Annotated in this window: 16 protein-coding genes; 14 read left to right on the forward strand and 2 right to left on the reverse strand. The window is 42.6% G+C overall.

Features of this window, described 5'->3' with window-relative positions; all coding sequences use genetic code 11:
* Window positions 1-51 precede the first annotated feature (51 nt).
* The 9 genes from QMA13_RS16380 (at window position 52) to QMA13_RS16420 (ending at window position 8,246) form a co-directional block, all read left to right on the forward strand.
* Window positions 52-699, forward strand: coding sequence for a response regulator transcription factor (locus QMA13_RS16380; RefSeq protein ID WP_282942635.1), 648 nt, complete (start codon window positions 52-54; stop codon window positions 697-699).
* The gene (locus tag QMA13_RS16385; RefSeq protein WP_282942637.1) at window positions 692-2,077 is read left to right on the forward strand and encodes a sensor histidine kinase; all 1,386 of its coding nucleotides are present in this window, start codon (window positions 692-694) and stop codon (window positions 2,075-2,077) included. The genes QMA13_RS16380 and QMA13_RS16385 overlap by 8 nt, the downstream gene beginning before the upstream one ends.
* A gap of 234 nt (window positions 2,078-2,311) precedes the next feature.
* Window positions 2,312-2,530, forward strand: coding sequence for a hypothetical protein (locus tag QMA13_RS16390; RefSeq protein ID WP_282942638.1), 219 nt, complete (start codon window positions 2,312-2,314; stop codon window positions 2,528-2,530).
* Window positions 2,515-3,213, forward strand: a complete 699-nt coding sequence (locus tag QMA13_RS16395) for an aminoglycoside phosphotransferase family protein (RefSeq protein ID WP_282942639.1) — start codon at window positions 2,515-2,517, stop codon at window positions 3,211-3,213. The genes QMA13_RS16390 and QMA13_RS16395 overlap by 16 nt, the downstream gene beginning before the upstream one ends.
* A 207-nt stretch (window positions 3,214-3,420) precedes the next feature.
* On the forward strand, window positions 3,421-3,948 hold the full coding sequence (locus QMA13_RS16400) for a GNAT family N-acetyltransferase (protein ID WP_282942640.1): 528 nt from the start codon (window positions 3,421-3,423) through the stop codon (window positions 3,946-3,948).
* A gap of 99 nt (window positions 3,949-4,047) precedes the next feature.
* Window positions 4,048-4,728, forward strand: a complete 681-nt coding sequence (locus tag QMA13_RS16405; RefSeq protein ID WP_282942642.1) for a hypothetical protein — start codon at window positions 4,048-4,050, stop codon at window positions 4,726-4,728.
* A 129-nt stretch (window positions 4,729-4,857) separates the two neighbouring features.
* On the forward strand, window positions 4,858-5,058 hold the full coding sequence (locus QMA13_RS16410; RefSeq protein ID WP_282942643.1) for a cold-shock protein: 201 nt from the start codon (window positions 4,858-4,860) through the stop codon (window positions 5,056-5,058).
* 536 nt (window positions 5,059-5,594) lie between these two features.
* Window positions 5,595-7,073: an Lsa family ABC-F type ribosomal protection protein gene (locus tag QMA13_RS16415; RefSeq protein WP_282942645.1), complete on the forward strand. Its 1,479-nt coding sequence runs from the start codon at window positions 5,595-5,597 to the stop codon at window positions 7,071-7,073.
* A 243-nt stretch (window positions 7,074-7,316) separates the two neighbouring features.
* The gene (locus tag QMA13_RS16420) at window positions 7,317-8,246 is read left to right on the forward strand and encodes a tyrosine-type recombinase/integrase (RefSeq protein WP_282942647.1); all 930 of its coding nucleotides are present in this window, start codon (window positions 7,317-7,319) and stop codon (window positions 8,244-8,246) included.
* 134 nt (window positions 8,247-8,380) lie between these two features.
* Here the strand turns inward: QMA13_RS16420 and QMA13_RS16425 are convergent, their stop codons facing one another.
* Together QMA13_RS16425 and QMA13_RS16430 are read right to left on the reverse strand one after the other, a co-directional pair.
* Entirely contained in the window at window positions 8,381-8,698 is a 318-nt protein-coding gene (locus tag QMA13_RS16425; protein WP_282942648.1) for a thioredoxin family protein, read from the reverse strand.
* A 3-nt stretch (window positions 8,699-8,701) separates the two neighbouring features.
* Window positions 8,702-9,073 (reverse strand): MerR family transcriptional regulator, encoded by a 372-nt coding sequence (locus QMA13_RS16430; protein WP_282942650.1) that lies wholly within the window; start codon window positions 9,071-9,073, stop codon window positions 8,702-8,704.
* 152 nt (window positions 9,074-9,225) lie between these two features.
* Here QMA13_RS16430 and QMA13_RS16435 point away from each other — a divergent pair, with 152 nt between their 5' ends.
* The 5 genes from QMA13_RS16435 to yycF all read left to right on the forward strand — a co-directional run bounded on the left by QMA13_RS16435 (window position 9,226) and on the right by yycF (window position 17,998).
* On the forward strand, window positions 9,226-10,803 hold the full coding sequence (locus QMA13_RS16435) for an FAD-dependent oxidoreductase (RefSeq protein WP_282942651.1): 1,578 nt from the start codon (window positions 9,226-9,228) through the stop codon (window positions 10,801-10,803).
* Between the two features lie 262 nt (window positions 10,804-11,065).
* Window positions 11,066-11,641, forward strand: coding sequence for a histidine phosphatase family protein (locus QMA13_RS16440; RefSeq protein ID WP_282942652.1), 576 nt, complete (start codon window positions 11,066-11,068; stop codon window positions 11,639-11,641).
* Between the two features lie 516 nt (window positions 11,642-12,157).
* Complete coding sequence (locus QMA13_RS16445) at window positions 12,158-14,077, forward strand: glycoside hydrolase family 97 protein (protein WP_282942654.1); 1,920 nt, start codon at window positions 12,158-12,160, stop codon at window positions 14,075-14,077.
* A gap of 300 nt (window positions 14,078-14,377) precedes the next feature.
* The gene (locus QMA13_RS16450; protein ID WP_282942656.1) at window positions 14,378-16,906 is read left to right on the forward strand and encodes a glycosyl hydrolase family 95 catalytic domain-containing protein; all 2,529 of its coding nucleotides are present in this window, start codon (window positions 14,378-14,380) and stop codon (window positions 16,904-16,906) included.
* A 393-nt stretch (window positions 16,907-17,299) separates the two neighbouring features.
* Entirely contained in the window at window positions 17,300-17,998 is a 699-nt protein-coding gene (gene yycF, locus QMA13_RS16455) for a response regulator YycF (protein WP_282942658.1), read from the forward strand.
* Window positions 17,999-18,051: the final 53 nt, after the last annotated feature.

Raw genomic sequence — 18,051 nt, forward strand, 5'->3', positions numbered from 1 at the left:
CAATTGAATATGTATTGTTGGGATGCATGGTTAAAAAAGGAGGTATCTTGCTTGAATTTACTGCTTGCAGACGATGAACCGCTTATGTTGCAAATTATAAACGCCTATTTCTTAAAAGAAGGATTTCAAACACTTATTGCAGAGGATGGTGAGGAAGCGTTAGAGCTTTTCTTTACCAATAAGGTGGATTTAGTGATTTTGGATTGGATGATGCCGAGGCGGAGCGGTATTGATGTTTGTAAAGAAATTAAAAAATACAGTCGAACGAAGGTAATACTGCTAACGGCTAAGAGCGATCCGGATGATGAGTTCCTCGCGCTGAAGTCAGGTGCTGATGATTATGTACGTAAACCGTTCGATCCTCGAATTCTGATCCTGCGCGCGAAAAAATTGCTGCAGCTTACCTCTAGTATTTCTATCGGAGATCTTATCATAGACCTAGAAGGTCAAAAGATTTATCGCGGCGGGGAGGATCTGCTGGCTACACATAAGGAATTTCAACTACTGAAATATCTTCTTGTTAATAAAGGGCAGATCGTGACACGTAAAATGCTTTTAGATCAGGTATGGGGATTTGATTATTTCGGTGAAGAAAGAACAGTAGACACGCATATTAGAAGGCTTAGGGAAAAGATTGGTGAACATCGAATCAGAACATACCGTGGAATGGGTTATTGTCTCGAGGTTACAGATGAGTAAATTAACTCGGAAGCTGATTATCCGAATCACGACCGTCCTATGTGTGGTATTTGTCCTGTCTTTTGCCGTGAACACATATTTTCTACCTAAATATTTCTTGTATCAGAAAAAGCACAAACTCGCTCAGCTGGTCACTGAGCTTGAAGCCATGGATTATACTTCCTTGATGAAGCAGTCGGAAACAATAGAGGATCAAGATCAGGTCACCATCGCTCATGCATCCTTGTTGGAATCGGTCGATGATCTAAACAACGAATTGCTAATCCAGTTAAACCATAAGGGCATCGCACTAAGTAAATTTTGGTTGACCGAGGAAAGTATGGAGAAGCTGCGGAAAGGAGAGAAAGTCAATAAACTATATGATCAAAACAAGCTAAAGTCTAGCTTTCTGGTTAATTTTTTGACAGTAGACGGATCTGTTATCATGGTGGGTGAATCTATCTCCCATTCAGCAGAAACGATCCAAATCGTAAACCGATTTAATGCTTATATATGGGTAGGCATGCTGCTGTTATTAATCCTCTTATCCTCATTGTTTACTGCACGGATTGTCAAACCGCTTACAAAGGTGAATGAGACGGCGGAGGCCATCTCCAATTTATCATTTATCAAAGCGGATATCAGGACTGGCGACGAAATTGAGACTTTGGCCAAAAGCATCAATCGAATGAGCGATAAATTGGAGGAGTCACATCGGACGCTAGAAGAGAAAAATACCAATCTGAGGACGTTTATTGCAGACATTTCTCACGAGCTGAAAACACCGTTATCACTAATTCGCGTTTATGCGTCAGGCCTCCAAGATGGTCTTGACGATGGCACGTATGTTGATGTGATTCGAAAGCAGAGTGAAGAGATGGCAAGTTTGATCGACCGATTGCTGGAGCTATCTCGGTTGCAAGCTATATCCTATCTATTTGAACCCATTGATTTCCGACAACTGGTGGCAGCTACGTTAGACGTTTATAAGATCGCGTTTAAACAGCAAGGCCTTGTATTGAACATCCATAACCGGCTTTCAGCAGAAGCATGGGTAATGGCGGATCGCCAGCAGTTGGAGTCTGTTCTCCATAATTGGTTGAACAACGCGATGAAATATACGACTGGTAAACAAGTAAATCTTATAGTAGAAATGAAGAAAGATTTCGTTCATTTTAGTATCTCCAATAATACAGACATTGAAGAAGGTGCTAATTGGAAGCAGATTTGGGAACCTTTCTTTGTCATGGAGAGCTCTCGAAGTAAAAAATTCAGCGGTACAGGGCTCGGTTTGTCGATTGCTCGAACCATTTTAATAAATCACAATGCCTCATACGGTCTATCGGTGAAGGAAGGCGTAATTACTTTTTATTTCTCCTTGCCATTACTGAGCCAATAAGGGGCAATGCTGCTCCATACACTTAACAGTGATTCCTAATCATTCAGAGAAACTAGTACATCAAGGACAGGATAATTTAATTAAAGTAATTCCATGACTACGAATCAAAAACCTTCCTATGATATTATGTAAAGGATAGATTTACTTCATTCATACCTTGATGCACTAACAAATTAAGTAGTAAGTAAATTGTTAAGAAAGTAGTTAAACAAAAATAAGGGTGGATAGGATCAAATGAACCAAGCAAATGAGATGGAGATTGACGTACCTCTCGTAAAACGATTGATTGCCACACAATTTCCACAATGGGCAGACCATCTAGTACAGCCGGTGGAATCAGCTGGGACAGACAACGCCATCTATCGGCTCGGTGCGGATATGGCCGTGCGATTACCTCGTGTCGAATGGGCTATCGGACAGGTGGAGAAGGAGCAAAGGTGGCTCCCAAACTAGCCCCGCTAATACCACTGTCTATCCCTATCCCGGTTGCGATGGGGATGCCAGCCGAGGACTTTCCTTGGCGCTGGTCCGTGTATAGGTGGCTCGAAGGCGAGAATGCAACCATTGCGCAAATCGAGAATCCTCGCGAAGCCGCATCATCGCTGGCACAATTCATAAACTCACTGCAGCAGATCGATCCCACGGGAGGGCCGACCCCAGGACCCCATAACTCTAGTCGGGGGGTGCCACTATCCATGCGAGATACTTCTGTCCGTAGCGCAATTTTAGCCCTTAACCATTTACTCGATGCTGACAAGGCAACTGCTGTGTGGGAAACAGCACTTCAGGCTCCAGAATGGCAAGGTAGGGGCGTCTGGCTCCACGGAGACCTTCATCCGGGGAACCTGCTCGTCAACGATGGGCAACTAAGCGCCGTCATAGACTTTGGTACTCTGGGTGTAGGTGATCCTGCATGTGACTTGATGGTCGCGTGGACACTATTATCTGCTGAAAGCCGTGATAATTTTCGTGCAGCTTTACCTATCGACGATGCTACCTGGACTCGAGGTCGTGGTTGGGCACTGTCTTTTGGTCTAATAGCTTTAGCGTACTATTTGGAAACGAACCCTGTGCTCGCTGCGATTTCCCGTCGCACTATCGATGAAGTACTTTACGAGTGTTCCAATGGATCATGACAAGAGTGTGACTTAGTAGACATAATAATTATTATGTCTACCTTTTAATGCGCTAGCGATTTGTTTACTATGAATATTGTCCAAGTCAGCTTCACAGTTTGTTGATTGCTCACTACAATCTAAGCCCTTTATCATCGCCGAGAGGACCATACTACATTAAAAAACTAAAAACATGATTAATATTATTCTTAACTAAGGAGAACTGCTATGATTTCAGTTATTCAAATGAAATTGGATGAATCCTATAAAATTCGTGATATTGACCGTTCGGAAACGATAGAGCTGTTTTACAAATGCAAAGACGGGATTCTTGAAGAAATAAAAGCAGGGCACGAATGCCCAAATTGGAAAGAAGATAACTATCAAGAAATCATTTCACGATTCGAGTATGAACTCTCTAACGGAGGAATGGCATATGGTGCATTTGATGAAGATAAATTGGTTGGATTTGGCGTCTTAGCTCATAAATTTCGAGGGAAAGAACATAATCAACTTCAGATTGACCTAATGTATGTGACAAGAGAATACCGAAGACAAGGAATTGGTCGACAAATTATCGGCTTACTTAGTAAAGCTGCCATCGAAAAAGGGGCCAAATACTTATATATTTCATCCACTGAAACGGAGTCTGCAGTGAAGTTTTACTCAAGTTGCGGTTCTACTGTTACCTCAGAAATAGATGAAGAACTATTTGAAAAAGAACCTTATGATATCCATATGCTTAAGAAACTATGAATTCAGATGCTGTGCAACATATTTATTCAATACCCGTTTAGGTAATGAGGAGGGAAAAAGTGGGAACGGATAAATAGATGAAGCAAGGAGATTTGCATATTGACGAACATTCTCCAGCACACGAGCATCTTACTGATAATGCTAAGTTCTCTAGTATTCTGCAACGATAAGGTAATTCATCAGAACGGCACGAATACAGCAATCACGGAACAGAATGAACCACAACCGGTCTATAGACCTGATTTATTTCCGCAAGCTACGGTTATTCCCTTCTATGAAACTTCGGTACACCCCCTTGAGATGGGTATTCTTCCAGATGGGGCTAAGCTGATCACAGCACTTCCTCACTCGGAGGCGGAAGTTCCAGTGTATAGTGCAAAGAATGAGGTATTGATTTATGATCACAATATCGATTCTTGGAACGTTGTGGATTTTCAAGGGCATTCCGCCATTCCGATGGATCTTGATGGTGATGGCATCCCAGAATGGATAGGGAACCATACAGATTGGGTACCTCCTGCTCTGGAGATTCATCGTTGGGATACGGAAAATGCTCGCTTCGAATCGACTGTTATTCAATGGGAAAGTCTGTTTCCAGAAACCTCTAACGATACACCTTCAAACTCATCTCTTTTTATTGAGGATGGGAAACACATCATTCAAATCGGTCGTCACGATGCCTACGCTTTTTTTACATATTACCACGGCGTCTTGAGACTATTCCATCCAGAAGACACTCGGGACCGCGTTCTTGAAATGCAGATGGCCCGGCGTCATTGAAAGAATGCTTACATTTTTTTTGAAAAAGACAAGTTTCAACAGATTTTGCGTTTTTAATGATGTATAATGATTTGTGATTCCCCAGATTTATGGTGGACATAATGTATATACTTTGGAGGTTATCTATTCATGGAAACAGGTACTGTCAAATGGTTTAATGCGGAAAAAGGATTTGGCTTCATTCAACGGGAAGCTGGGGACGATGTCTTCGTTCATTTCTCAGCGATTCAAGGCGATGGATTTAAATCTTTGGACGAAGGGCAACGCGTAGAATTCAATGTTGTTAAAGGACAACGTGGACCCCAAGCGGAGAACGTTGTAAAGCTATAGTATGATGACGAAAGCCTGTCCTTGTCGATATGTCAAGGGCAGGTTTTTTGTGGTTGAGGTAATTCAGGGTGCATACATGTGCAAATGGGTGTGGTGGTTGTCATAAATCATAGTTCATCTAACGTCAGGATTACCATTCTGTAAATCACATATAATCCATATAGGAGCCGGTTAACAAAAATAGTGGATTTAGAAAGAGGTCATTCTTAACCTAGTTGAGAAGAATTAAACCAAACGCTTATCATGGATTAAATGTTGAAATTACAAAGTGAGTATGATAAGATACATTTAATTTAATGAGTGGAGTTGAAAAGTATAATGTAATTTTTCTTGCGAATATATAAAACAATAAAACCACAAATGCGATTTGTTTTCGCATGTTTTATTCTTTATATGCAAGAAAGTTACTATATCTTTTCACTCAAACAATATCCTTATCTAATTCCACCAATGTGGGTTGGATTTGCTGTATTTATTTGAGCTACAAGAAGTAACTTTCTTGTAGCTTTTATTTTTTGATACAGGAGGATAATTTCATGTCAATAATCAAGGTTACAAACCTGACGTTTGCCTATGAAGGCAGCTACGACAACATATTTGAGAAGGTGAGCTTTCAAATAGATACGGATTGGAAATTAGGGTTTACAGGAAGAAACGGAAGAGGGAAGACAACCTTTCTGAACTTGTTGCTTGGTAAATTTGAATACAGCGGTCATATATCGGCTAATGTCGATTTTGAATATTTCCCTTTCCATGTCGAACACAAAGAAAATAATACCCTCGATATAATTAACAATATTTATCCAGACTATCTTCACTGGGAATTAATGCGTGAGCTGTCATTGCTTAAGGTTTCTGAGGATGTTTTATATCGCCCCTTTGATTCACTGTCCAACGGAGAGCAAACGAAAGTGCTGCTCGCTACATTATTTCTTAAGGAAAATAGCTTTCTGTTAATTGATGAACCCACCAATCATCTTGATATGAATGCAAGAAAGCTTGTGAGCGATTATCTCAATACCAAAAGCGGATTTATTCTGGTGTCTCACGACAGGTCATTTCTTGATAATTGTGTAGATCACGTAATATCAATCAATAAGGATCACATAGAGATCCAAAAAGGGAATTTCTCCGATTGGTGGGAAAATAAAAAGAGACAAGATCACTTTGAACTCGCCGAGAACGAAAAGCTAAGAAAAGACATTAAACGCTTATCGGATGCTGCTAAACAAACGAGCAATTGGTCACACGAAGTGGAAAAAACGAAAAACGGTACAAGGAATTCCGGTTCGAAAGTTGATAAAGGGTATATTGGTCACAAGGCTGCTAAAATGATGAAACGATCTAAAACCATTGAGCATAGACAGCAATCTGCTATTGAAGAAAGGTCTAACCTGCTTAAAAATATTGAAAGCTCAGACAGCTTAAAGATTACACAACTAGCTTTTCATAAAAACCAATTAGCTGAACTTGAAAATGTTTCGATTTATTATGATGAGAAGATGGTTTGTAATAATATAAGTTTCACAATTGAGCAAGGTGATCGAATTGCTCTTTCAGGTAAAAATGGTTCTGGAAAATCAAGTATTATCAAACTTATTTGCGGTGAGAATATAGATTATTCTGGCACATTCAGAAAGGGAAGTCAGCTTCTAATATCCTATGTATCACAGGATACCTCGCATTTACAGGGTACGTTAACAGATTACGCTAAAAACAATGGGATTGATGAAAGTCTTTTTAAATCTATTTTAAGAAAACTTGATTTCTCAAGAGTTCAATTCGAGAAGGATATTTCATCATTTAGCGGCGGTCAAAAGAAGAAAGTTCTAATTGCAAAAAGTCTTTGTGAGAAAGTTCATTTGCATATTTGGGATGAACCACTTAATTTCATCGATATTATTTCTCGCATGCAAATTGAAGAGTTACTGCTTGAATACTCACCAACCATTCTTTTTGTGGAGCATGACAGTGAATTTTGTAAAAATATCGCTACGAAGATCATTGAACTATAAAAAGACAACGAGGTTGCCGATCTGATTCGGCAGCCTTTTACTCATCTAAAAGGGGAGAAAAGCACCTAATTTGAACCACATTACAGACCAATTTTGCTTCAAAAAAATTACGCGAAATCAATGTTTAGCGTAATTTGAGTTCTAAACGATTTTTTTAGTGCAATGATCACTACATACTACTATAATTATAGTATAAATTTCTTCTAAATAGAGATTCATGACAGAAGAGAGGGGGGAAATTTAATGGGCTCAACATACTTCGATGATGAACTACTGGATTTTTTTGATATTTGGATGAAGGATCAAGGTTTTACTTCCCAAACGCAAAAAGCTTACCTCGGAGATACGCGACAGTTCTTAGAATCGATTTCGCCAAAGGCCATAACAGAGATTGAGTCCATTGACATTATGCGCTTTCTCACTAAAGTACGGCAGCGGGGAGCGGGAGACTCGACGAGGAACCGATATTTATCATCTGTTCGCACATTCTTCAACGCTTTAGTAGAGCACAGGTATGTTTTAGCTAATCCAGCATTACATATAAAAAAATCGAAAATTGAAAAAGAACAGATCCCTTCCTATCTGGAGGAAGATATCTTATCCCTTTTTATTGAATCCATCGAAGGCAAATACCAGATCAGAAACGTAGCGATGTTCCTTCTAATGAGTTATGCTGGGCTGCGTGTTAGTGAATTGACTAAAATGAATCTTTCAGACTTTAAAAAATCGACTAACGTGTTACAAGTTAATGGTAAGGGGAGAAAATGGAGGACAATCCCGCTTCCGGAGCAGTTGGTGTATATTCTTAATTTAGCTCTTGAAGAACGTATTCAACCTAAAAAGGATACGGAGCAAGCTTTTTTTATTTCTCAGTTTGGACGAAGGATAACCATTCGAATGATTCAAAAAATTGCTGAAACCAACTTCGCAGTGCTCAAAAAGAAGTATAATGAGCTTCAGTCGAAGCCACTTAGCAGTCATAAATTGCGGCATACATTTGCTACCCAACAGGTAATTGCTGGGACGGATATAAGGACATTACAAGAATTACTTGGGCACTCAAGTATTCAAACTACCCAAATATATACTCACGTTGGGGATAAGCAAAAGCAAGAAGCTATGAATCGGGTCGTACCTTATTTGCCCAAATTACGTAAAAATGTTTCATTATAATTAACTAGCATCTCAATATACACAATTTATGTGACTCCTTTATGAAGAGGAGATAGAATACACAAAAAGCCGCCTATGGAGGACGGCTTTTTGTGTTCCTTGAGTTGATCTAATCCATAATATGAAAACCTTAGTCATACGTAACGCAAGAGCAGCGTCTCATACACACCCTTCGGTCGGAGCCCGACCAGCTTTTCAACGGGTTCTCCGTTGTGAAACACGATAACGGTTGGCATCGACATAATCCCGTACTCGGCAGCAACTTCGGGCGAATCGTCACAGTCCACTTTCACAAGCGATAATTTGTCCTCATATTCGCGGTCTAGCTCTTCGAGAATCGGCAGCAGTACCTTACATGGTGGGCACCAAACGGCGCCAAATTCGACGAGCGTCACACCTTCTAAGCGTATTTTATCCCGAAAAGACGTATTATTGTCAACGTGCATGTTCATAGCTCATTCTCCCTTATCATCGTTTTGTTGTTCTTTTAGGATGGAGTGGATGCGATCCTCCAAATTCGACTTGATATTTTGCAGCAGTTGGATCTGATCATCAATCTCCGCAAGCTTCTGTCGGTAAATGGGGAGTACTTCACGACAGAAGGCTTCCTTGTTTTTCAAAACACACTGTAGAAAACCGGCTATCTGCTCTGTTGACAGACCGAGGCTTAAATAAAACTGAATCGTCTGTACTTGTTCTTCCGTGAACGGCGAATATTCTCGATAACCGTTCCCGTGGCGGGCTGGAGTGAGCAGACCCTGCTGCTCGTAATAGCGCAACGAGCGAATGCTTACACCGGTTCGGGCGGACAGTTCCCCAATTTTCAAGCGAAGCACCTCCTTTTCGAACGATACACATTTAGTATAAACCCTGACATTAGTGTAAGGGTCAAGTGATTTTTTGCAACTTAAGAATTAAAGTTTACGTCTATAGGAATAGGGTTAATTAAACAAATATACCTTAAGGAGGGAATTGATGAATGAACAAGGAAACCAATATACAAGCAGATATTGCTATTATTGGCGGAGGGGTAGGAGGTTGTGCCGCAGCGTTAGCCGCATGCAGTTTGGGAAAAAAAGTGTTCATGAGCGAGGAATACGATTGGATTGGCGGTCAGTTGACGAGTCAGGCAGTGCCCCCAGATGAACATAAATGGATTGAGCAGTTCGGTTGTACGCGAAACTATCGCAAATTCCGAAATCAGGTGAGGGACTACTACCGTCAGAACTACCCGTTATCGGAGTACGGGCATTCGGCGTACTATTTAAATCCCGGTAACGGCGGCGTAAGCCGGTTATGTGCCGAACCGCGCGTCATGCATGCCGTGCTGCAGCAGATGCTTGCACCTTTCGTTAACAGTGGGAAACTTGCCATTCATACACGTTGTAGAATAGTAAAGGCGTATACCCAAGGAAACGAGATCCAAGCTGTCTCCGTAAAAAAAGAAAATGGGGAGACACTGACTGTCCAGGCACCTTATTTTCTGGATGCAACGGAATGCGGAGATGTTCTGCCGCTTGCAAAAGTAGAATACGTAACTGGGGCAGAATCGAAACAAGAAACAAACGAACCCCATGCACTGGATGGCCCTGCAGATCCTCAGAATATCCAAGCATTTACTTTCTGCTTTGCCATGGATTATTTTGAAGGTGAAAATCATGTAATAGATAAGCCCAAAGATTACGAGTTCTGGCGTTCGTTTCAAGCGCCGTTCTGGCCAAACCCGCAATTAAATTGGGTATCACCCGATCCCAAGACGCTGGAACCGACGGAAGAGACTCTTTTTCCCGGTACGGATAAATATCCTTTGTTTATTTATCGCCGTATTGTAGATCGAGCGAACTTCACAGCAGGAACGTATCCATCCGATATTTCATTAGTCAATTGGGCGCAGCACGATTACTTTCTTGGCAACATCTATGATGTGCCTGATTCGCAAGTCGAAAAGCATTTGCATCAAGCGAAACAGTTAAGTTTTTCTTTATTATATTGGCTGCAAACGGAAGCACCTCGTCCTGATGGGGGGAGGGGTTATCCTGGATTAAGGCTTCGCCCAGATGTCGTCGGAACAGCTGATGGAATGGCCCAAGCGCCGTATATTAGGGAATCGCGCAGGATCAAAGCGGAATTCACGGTTCTCGAGCAGCATGTCAGTGCAGCAATACGAGAAGAGCGTGGGGCCGAAGAATTTCCGGACAGCGTAGGCATAGGTTGCTACAGAATCGATTTGCATCCTACTATGCGGGGACATAATTTCCTTGATATCTCCTCGGTACCTTTTCAGATCCCACTGGGCAGCCTAATTCCCAAACGGGTTAAGAACCTGCTGGCTGCTTGCAAGAATATTGGAACCACTCACATTACGAACGGTTGTTACAGACTTCACCCAGTTGAATGGAATATTGGGGAGTCCGCAGGCTATACTGCTGCTTTTTGCTTAGACCAAGGCATCAATCCTAGTGAGGTTCGGGCTAGCACAGATAAACTCAAAGCGCTTCAAGCATTGCTTACGGCGAATGGCGTCGAACTAGCATGGCCTAAGATTGGGGCTGTGTAAGAAATACGGCTCTCACTCGTACGTTCGACTGATCATTTAAAAATGGTCGCTCTCCACCTGGAAATCAGGACAAAAGAGGAGAGCGATCTTTATTTTATCAAGATCATTCATTCTAAGTGAGTAGTTTGGTTAATGGACTATTATGATTATGCCGATTATGCTAGAATAACTCTTGTTATTGCATACATTATTTTACATATAAGGGATCAGGAAATCAGTTATTATCCGTTAACACAACAATATTATGATGTGGGGGTTATGTATGAAAACCTTTATTTATATGGTTAGGCACGGAGATTCACCTAAAACAGCAGGAGGGAACGAGAGAACTCGTGGACTGACGGACAAGGGGAAGGCAGATGCCCATAAAATAACTGAAATATTGAAAGATGAGGGTATAGACACGTTCATTTCAAGTCCTTATAGTAGGGCCTTTTTAACCATTGAGGAATTGGCCCAGTCTTTAGGTAAAGAAATATTAGTTTTTGAAGATCTTAGAGAAATGGTCTTTTTAAGTGAGGATGCCATATTGGCTGAAAAGGAATTGTATCCAACCGTAAAGAAGATTTTCACTGAACCAGACTTTTCGCTGCCTGGAGGAGAATCTCTTAAGAATTGTCAGAATCGTTCTATCGCCGTTTTAAAAAGGATTCTACACGAACATAAGGGGCAGAAAGTTGTACTAGGAACTCATGGAGCAGTTATGACCTTAATGATGGGATACTTTGACCGTCAATACGACTTGGAGTTTTTATTAAAGACTTCAAAACCCGATATCTACAGGATGGAATTCAATGAAGACGCATTACTAGAAACGAAACGATTATGGAAATCTTGATCTCGCCTGTAGTCGACAGGGCTGGAATTACCAAGGAAAACTGGTTTTTGTCTGATATTGGGGTAAGTAGCATAATGACTGAAGTCGAGAAAATCGGAAAATACTTTGGACATTTTATTCCTAATTGGGTTAAATCATAGATAATCGTTCAGATAATAAAAAAAGTATTATTGGGATGTACCATTCATACACTTGGCATTCTAGTATGCTGACTGAAAGAACAGCACAGGAAAAAAGTTAATTAAATGCACAAATACCTTGGAAAAAGACATTCCCTTTTTGAGTGAGTGTTATAAAATAAAGATAGGATTGGCGATGGGGACAGGCATAATTTAGTGTGGAACCTACAACCATGGTGGAACTTTGCATGTCCAGCATACTTATTGGAATTTAGCTCGTCCTTTCATGTGCTCGGTGATAGTGCACTAAAATGAAGACGCTTGCAAAAGTGAGGGATGTATGTGAGTAGATTTAATTTAGATGAAAACTTTATTCTACTTTTAGGAGGTAAACTACATGCAAACTGGAGCGAAATCGACGATTGAATTGAATGAGGAAGAGAAGCCATCAAGAAGAACACAACGGGTACTACCGTTGAACGAGGTTGAGGTCGTCAGTCCAGACGGCAGAGTGAAGTTCATCGTGGGTTCCAATCCGGAGCGGTTGAACTTCAAAGTGACACTAGATGACACCATCGTCATTGAGCCATCCGCATTACACATGATAGTAGACGGTTACCATTTATCTTCGGGTGTCATTTTTGGTGGACTCGAAACGTACAACATAGACGAAACCTATGCGTGGCACGGCGCCCATAGCACAGCAACCAATCTATGCAATGGCGTGAAGATGCTGCTTACCCATGATCTAAGCATGACTTCTTATATTTTGGAAATCCGGGTATTTAATGATGGTATAGCCTATCGTCATGTCGTTGCAGGTGAGGCAGAGGATGTTCGAGTACCGGACGAAGCTTCTGAGTTCATCCTTCCAGCAGGCTCTACGATCTGGTTCCACGGGCTGGAAGGACACTACGAAGCTGAATATGCCAAAGAGGAAGTGTCCAATACCCTATCGGGTCAGTGGAGCGGCCCTCCATTGACCTTCCAGCTGCCAGATAATAAGGGGTATGGTGCTATAACTGAAGCCAATCTGGTGAATTATAGCGGAATGGCCTTGGAAAGTGACGGAAGGCGTGGTTGGGTTATTGGTCTCGCTCATCGTCATCCGATAAATTATCCGTATGAGCTTCGATATGGGCGTGAAGAGGCAAAGCGTCTGGCTACGCCAGCTTCGGTTAACGGCACTGTGACCACGCCTTGGCGTGTGGTGTTGGTGGCTCGTGACTTAAACACGCTTGTGAACTGTGATATTGTGCACAATCTATGTCCTCAGGCGGACACGCGACTGTTCCCTCAACAGGTGGAGACGCCTTGGGTGGAGCCAGGCCTCGCCGTATGGGATTACCTGGACAGGAATTACGAGCCAAGGGAAGGTATCAGCCCTTTGGATCTGATGAAACGCTTCTCCCAAATGGCTAATGAAATTGATGCCAAATATCACATTCTGGAGGGCTTCGCCTACCGCTGGTCTGACGAAGAAATCCGGGAGTTTGTGGATTACTCGAATGCTCTAGGCGTAAGAGTCATGTTCTGGAGGCACAGCAATCAGTTACGGACTGAGGAGAGCCGAGAACAGTTTTTCTCACGGCTGCATCGACTGGGTGTGAGCGGTGCCAAGATCGACTTCTTTGACCATGAGGCCAAGGAAAATATTGATCTTTACGAGGAACTGCTCCGATTAGCTGCGGAGTACGAGCTTGTACTTAATTTTCATGGCTCGAACAAGCCAACTGGCCTCATCCGGACTTGGCCGAATGCCATGATCTATGAAGGAATTCGAGGCATGGAATCAAGCGGGTTGATGAAGCGGGCACGACACGAGACGATTCTGCCTTTCACTCGCTATTTAGCTGGACCAGCGGATTACACAACGATGATCTTCACAGAACGGAGGAGGGATTCTACTTGGGCGCACCAGATCGCATGCCTTGCAACGTTTCACAGTCCGATGCTGACGATTGCTGCGCATCCGCAGAGTGTGTTGGATAATCCTGCAGTGGAAGTTATCAAAAGCATTCAGGCTGTATGGGATGAGACAATAGTGCTGCCGGAGACGAGGATTGGGGAGCTGACGATCTTCGCAAGGCGGAGCGGTGAGAAATGGATATTAGCGGTCATGAGTGCCGGTCCTGCCCAAAAAATCCAAGTGCCCTTATCCTTCCTTGGTGAGGGGACATATAAGGCAGTCTTCGTGCATGACAATATGGAAGACGACGGAGCGGTTGTCGTTGAGAATATCACTTCAGAACGAACCGAAACGTTGGCAATTGAACTAAACAGCGGCGGCGGATTTGTCGGTCTGTTCACAAAGTAACAGCTTAATTAACATCAAGCCTTAGCCTAACCTCCATGGTTTGACTAGGGCTTGACCTGTTTCTATAGCTCGTTTCCGGATACATTACTATCACCGGATAGGAGAATGATCATGACAAAGAAAAGCTACTTTTTAAAAATACTGGCCTTCAATATTGCCCTCGTCATTAAAGAGTACACCGATCTATATAATAAAAATAAGAAGTGAAGACAAGTTGTGGCATTGCTGGATCAGGGTAATAGTTATGTTTCATTCCTTTGAAGCGAAGTTATCAATCATATCTGGGAGCGTGAATTCATAATGGATTATAGGGAGCTTGTCTCGCATGGAGACTTACATTATAACCATACAGTGAAACGAAGTGAGGGAGGACTGCCTATTGGAAATGGTAGAATGGGCAGCCTGGTTTGGACTTCTCCCTCTGCTTTGAAATTTCAAATCAACCGGGCAGACGTATACGCCAATGACTGCAATACTAACAGCTTCAATCAGAGGCATACTGACTATGCATATGCAAGTGCATTTGTGGATATTGATTTCGTAGATTTTGGGGCAGACGTGTTTCAGGATGAAAGCATTAGGCAGCAATTAAGCCTGTATGATGGAATAGCATCGATCCGAGGGGATGAGGTTAAAGTGGAAGCTTTCGCTTCCGCTCATCAGGATGTTTTTGGGGTTAGAGTGCTCGATGAGAGAGAAGAGCCTCAAGGCATCAATATCAAATTAAAAATGCTGAGGCCTGCAGAAGTCGTGACCAAGAATCATTCGGCTGTATCAACGCTAAGTATGGTGAATGAGATGATTGTACTCAAGCAGGTATTCCAGGAGGGAAGTCATTACTGCAGCTCCGCCGTTGTCATTGGGATCTATGGACGCGAAGGTAGAGCTCGTATGAACGATGAGTTCGGCGGCAGGGAGCCTGTCGGGCGATATCGGAAGAGCCAGGTTATCGGCCAACCGAATGAAACCGAGATGCGCTTGTGCCTGAAGCCTGGTCAAGGCACGTTCGATATTTTTATCGGTAGCGCTGCCAGCTTTGACGAAGAGGAGGATGTTGTTGCCGTAGCCATAAAGCAAGTACAACAAGCTCTAAACACAGGGCTTGATCACATGCTGAAGGAGCACAAAGCGTGGTGGAACCAATTTTGGGAGAAATCCTATATCCACTTAAGCAGTGAAGATGGAACGGCTGAATTTGTAGAGCTTCACTACACCTACTACCTGTATTTGATGGCATCCAACTCCAGAGGAGCGCTGTATCCACCGAATTTTGGAGGCATGCTGCTTAGTCCGCGTGGAGATCTGAGACACTGGGGAGCCATGCATTGGTGGAACAACATGAATTTGTATTATAATGCGGTGCTCCCGTCAGGCCATAATGAGCTTTTTCAGCCGTATTTCAACATGTATACGGGAATGTATGATTCTTGTGTAAAGGCAGCTGAGCAGCAGTGGGGAAGCAAGGGTATCTACATTCCTGAGGTTGTAACATTTAACGGATTGGAAGAGCTTCCCGATGACATTGCGGAGGAGATGAGAGACTTGTACCTGCTGCGGAAGCCATGGGATCAAATGTCTGATCGATTCCGTGATTTCGCTAATCCTAAGCGGCCGCATGAAAGTCGTTGGAATTGGAAGTATCTTGAGAAATACGTAGATGGTCAATTTCAGTATGTAGAGCGTGGTTTCGGGCCGTTCGGCTTTACGACTCATATGTTCGGCACCCAAGTCGGAATTGCCTATCATTACTGGCTGTACTACGAATATACGAAAGACGAAGCATGGCTCCGGGAGCGGGCATATCCCATTATTAGCGGAGCTGCTGAGTTCTTCCGCCATTTTCCCAACTTAAAGAAGGATGTAGACGGAACTTATAACATCTATCACACAACCAGTGACGAAAAATATTATGATGGCAAAAACACGATGGATTCGATGGCAGCGATGCATACCATTTTTCCTGTTCTCCTGAAAGCGGCGCAGATATTGGACACGGACGAAGAGTTGAGACCAGTTTGGCAGGAACTGTACGATAATCTTGCTCCGCTACCTAGAAGTGACGAGCCGGATGCCGTTCTGAGAACCGAAAAAGGCGAACCCGTTGTCTGGGTTGGTGCGATCGGCCCGGTACTGGATAACAAGAGCAATGTAGATTTGAAACCTGGGCGGTTTGGTGACTTATCTTCACTGGAGACAGCCTATGACCGACCAGAGCTATATGAAACTACCTTAGCTACCATCAAGTACTATGAGACTTTGATTGATCATGATTGGGGTCGTGCGGCGTACGAAATGTCGGGTACAGGACGAGTGCTTGCACATATGGGACTCGCAGAACCATTCAAACAAGTAGTGTTGGCACAGTTGGAGTGCGTCAACGCGGAGCGAGAATACTGTTACTTTGCTGATACGGGCAGAGTGAAGTTTTTCGACAACCGACTGACGGTTCGTGAGGGAGTGAACTGCTTAAGTATACAGCGGCTAGGCAATGCGGCGGCAGCCCTTCAATCGGCACTTTGTCAAAGTCAGCCCCCTGGTCCGGGAAAAGAGTCTGTGATCCGAGTGTTCCCTGCATGTCCTGCAGATTGGGAAGGAGAATTCTCTTTATGGTGCCATGGCGGCTTTAACGTGACGTCCTCGATTCGGGAAGGGGTCGTATCTTTTGTGAGAATCCACTCTACACTTGGAGGCACATGCCGAGTAAGAAATCCTTGGGGTGAAGCAGAAGTTAATTGGATTCAAGAAGGCAGCCAACCCGTAACGATGAAAGGCTCTCTGTTGGTCTTTAATACACTTGCAGGCAATGATTACGAATTGATTCGCGGCTAATTGTCCCTAATAAATTCGTGAAATATGTAAATGCGAACTTCATCTTACTAAAGGAATTTCTGATGTGACTTTTTTTGTGTATATAATAATTTTATTTGATTGTAACTTATAATCATTAAGGGGCTGCCACTCGGCAGCCTTTTGTTAAAACTCCAGAATATACACCAGAGAAACCTGCTTCTCTTTTTAAACACAATTTGCATGCAAGTGGAATGATATGGAAGGAAAGGAAGCTAGGATATAGAATATACATTGAGGGTAACAATTAGGTTTTGATTTGACGGTACATCGACCTCATCGCTTTCTTCACAGTTAAGGAGGATCCGCTTTTAATTTATGAGAGCAAGTAATGTCCGTCTTTAAATAGTAGGGCGATCAGGGGGGGATAGATGGATGCCAAGAATCATGATCGTTGAAGATGAAAAACCAATAACTGAGATTATTCAATTTAATTTAGAAAAAGAAGGTTATGAAGTTACCTGTGTCTATAACGGTGACGAAGCGATAGAACTTGCCTTAAATCAACCACCTGATTTAATGTTACTTGATCTGATGTTGCCTGGCTCTGATGGTATTGAGGTATGCAGGCTGGTCCGACAAAAGCATCAATTCCCAATTATCATGCTTACTGCTAAAGATACTGTGCTAGATAAGGTACTAGGCCTGGAAATGGGTGCAGATGATTATGTAATAAAGCCGTTTAGTAATCGCGAATTACTAGCCCGAATAAAAGCAAATCTTCGTCGTAACAAAGTGAATGATAGAAAAGATGAACCCGCTGAATCCATGATTTTTGTGGGGGAATTAACTATAAATCCAAGCGAATATACTGTGATCAAACGGAGAAAAGCAGTCGAACTTACATATCGTGAGTTTGAATTGTTGCTCTATTTATCTATGCATGTAGATAAAGTATTCTCTCGAGAGCATTTACTCCAACAAGTTTGGCAATTCGATTATATCGGGGATGTTCGTACCGTTGATGTAACTGTTCGCCGTTTAAGAGAAAAGATTGAAGATGATCCAGGGGTTCATAAGTACATCATCACTCGACGAGGTATTGGGTATACTATGCGTGATCCCTTCGCATGAGTGCTAATGATAAGAAGAAGCAGGCTGCCTTTGAAGGCGGCCTGTTGTGTTTT

The sequence above is a fragment of the Paenibacillus sp. RC67 genome (genome assembly GCF_030020805.1).
Taxonomy (GTDB): domain Bacteria; phylum Bacillota; class Bacilli; order Paenibacillales; family NBRC-103111; genus Paenibacillus_S.

Coding starts and splice junctions, on each gene's coding strand:
- QMA13_RS16385 (WP_282942637.1), top strand. CDS start 692: ATGAGTAAATTAACTCGGAAGCTGATTATCCGAATCACGACCGTCCTA.
- QMA13_RS16390 (WP_282942638.1), top strand. CDS start 2,312: ATGAACCAAGCAAATGAGATGGAGATTGACGTACCTCTCGTAAAACGA.
- QMA13_RS16400 (WP_282942640.1), top strand. CDS start 3,421: ATGATTTCAGTTATTCAAATGAAATTGGATGAATCCTATAAAATTCGT.
- QMA13_RS16410 (WP_282942643.1), top strand. CDS start 4,858: ATGGAAACAGGTACTGTCAAATGGTTTAATGCGGAAAAAGGATTTGGC.
- QMA13_RS16415 (WP_282942645.1), top strand. CDS start 5,595: ATGTCAATAATCAAGGTTACAAACCTGACGTTTGCCTATGAAGGCAGC.
- QMA13_RS16420 (WP_282942647.1), top strand. CDS start 7,317: ATGGGCTCAACATACTTCGATGATGAACTACTGGATTTTTTTGATATT.
- QMA13_RS16425 (WP_282942648.1), bottom strand. CDS start 8,698: ATGAACATGCACGTTGACAATAATACGTCTTTTCGGGATAAAATACGC.
- QMA13_RS16435 (WP_282942651.1), top strand. CDS start 9,226: ATGAACAAGGAAACCAATATACAAGCAGATATTGCTATTATTGGCGGA.
- QMA13_RS16440 (WP_282942652.1), top strand. CDS start 11,066: ATGAAAACCTTTATTTATATGGTTAGGCACGGAGATTCACCTAAAACA.
- QMA13_RS16445 (WP_282942654.1), top strand. CDS start 12,158: ATGCAAACTGGAGCGAAATCGACGATTGAATTGAATGAGGAAGAGAAG.
- QMA13_RS16450 (WP_282942656.1), top strand. CDS start 14,378: ATGGATTATAGGGAGCTTGTCTCGCATGGAGACTTACATTATAACCAT.
- yycF (WP_282942658.1), top strand. CDS start 17,300: ATGCCAAGAATCATGATCGTTGAAGATGAAAAACCAATAACTGAGATT.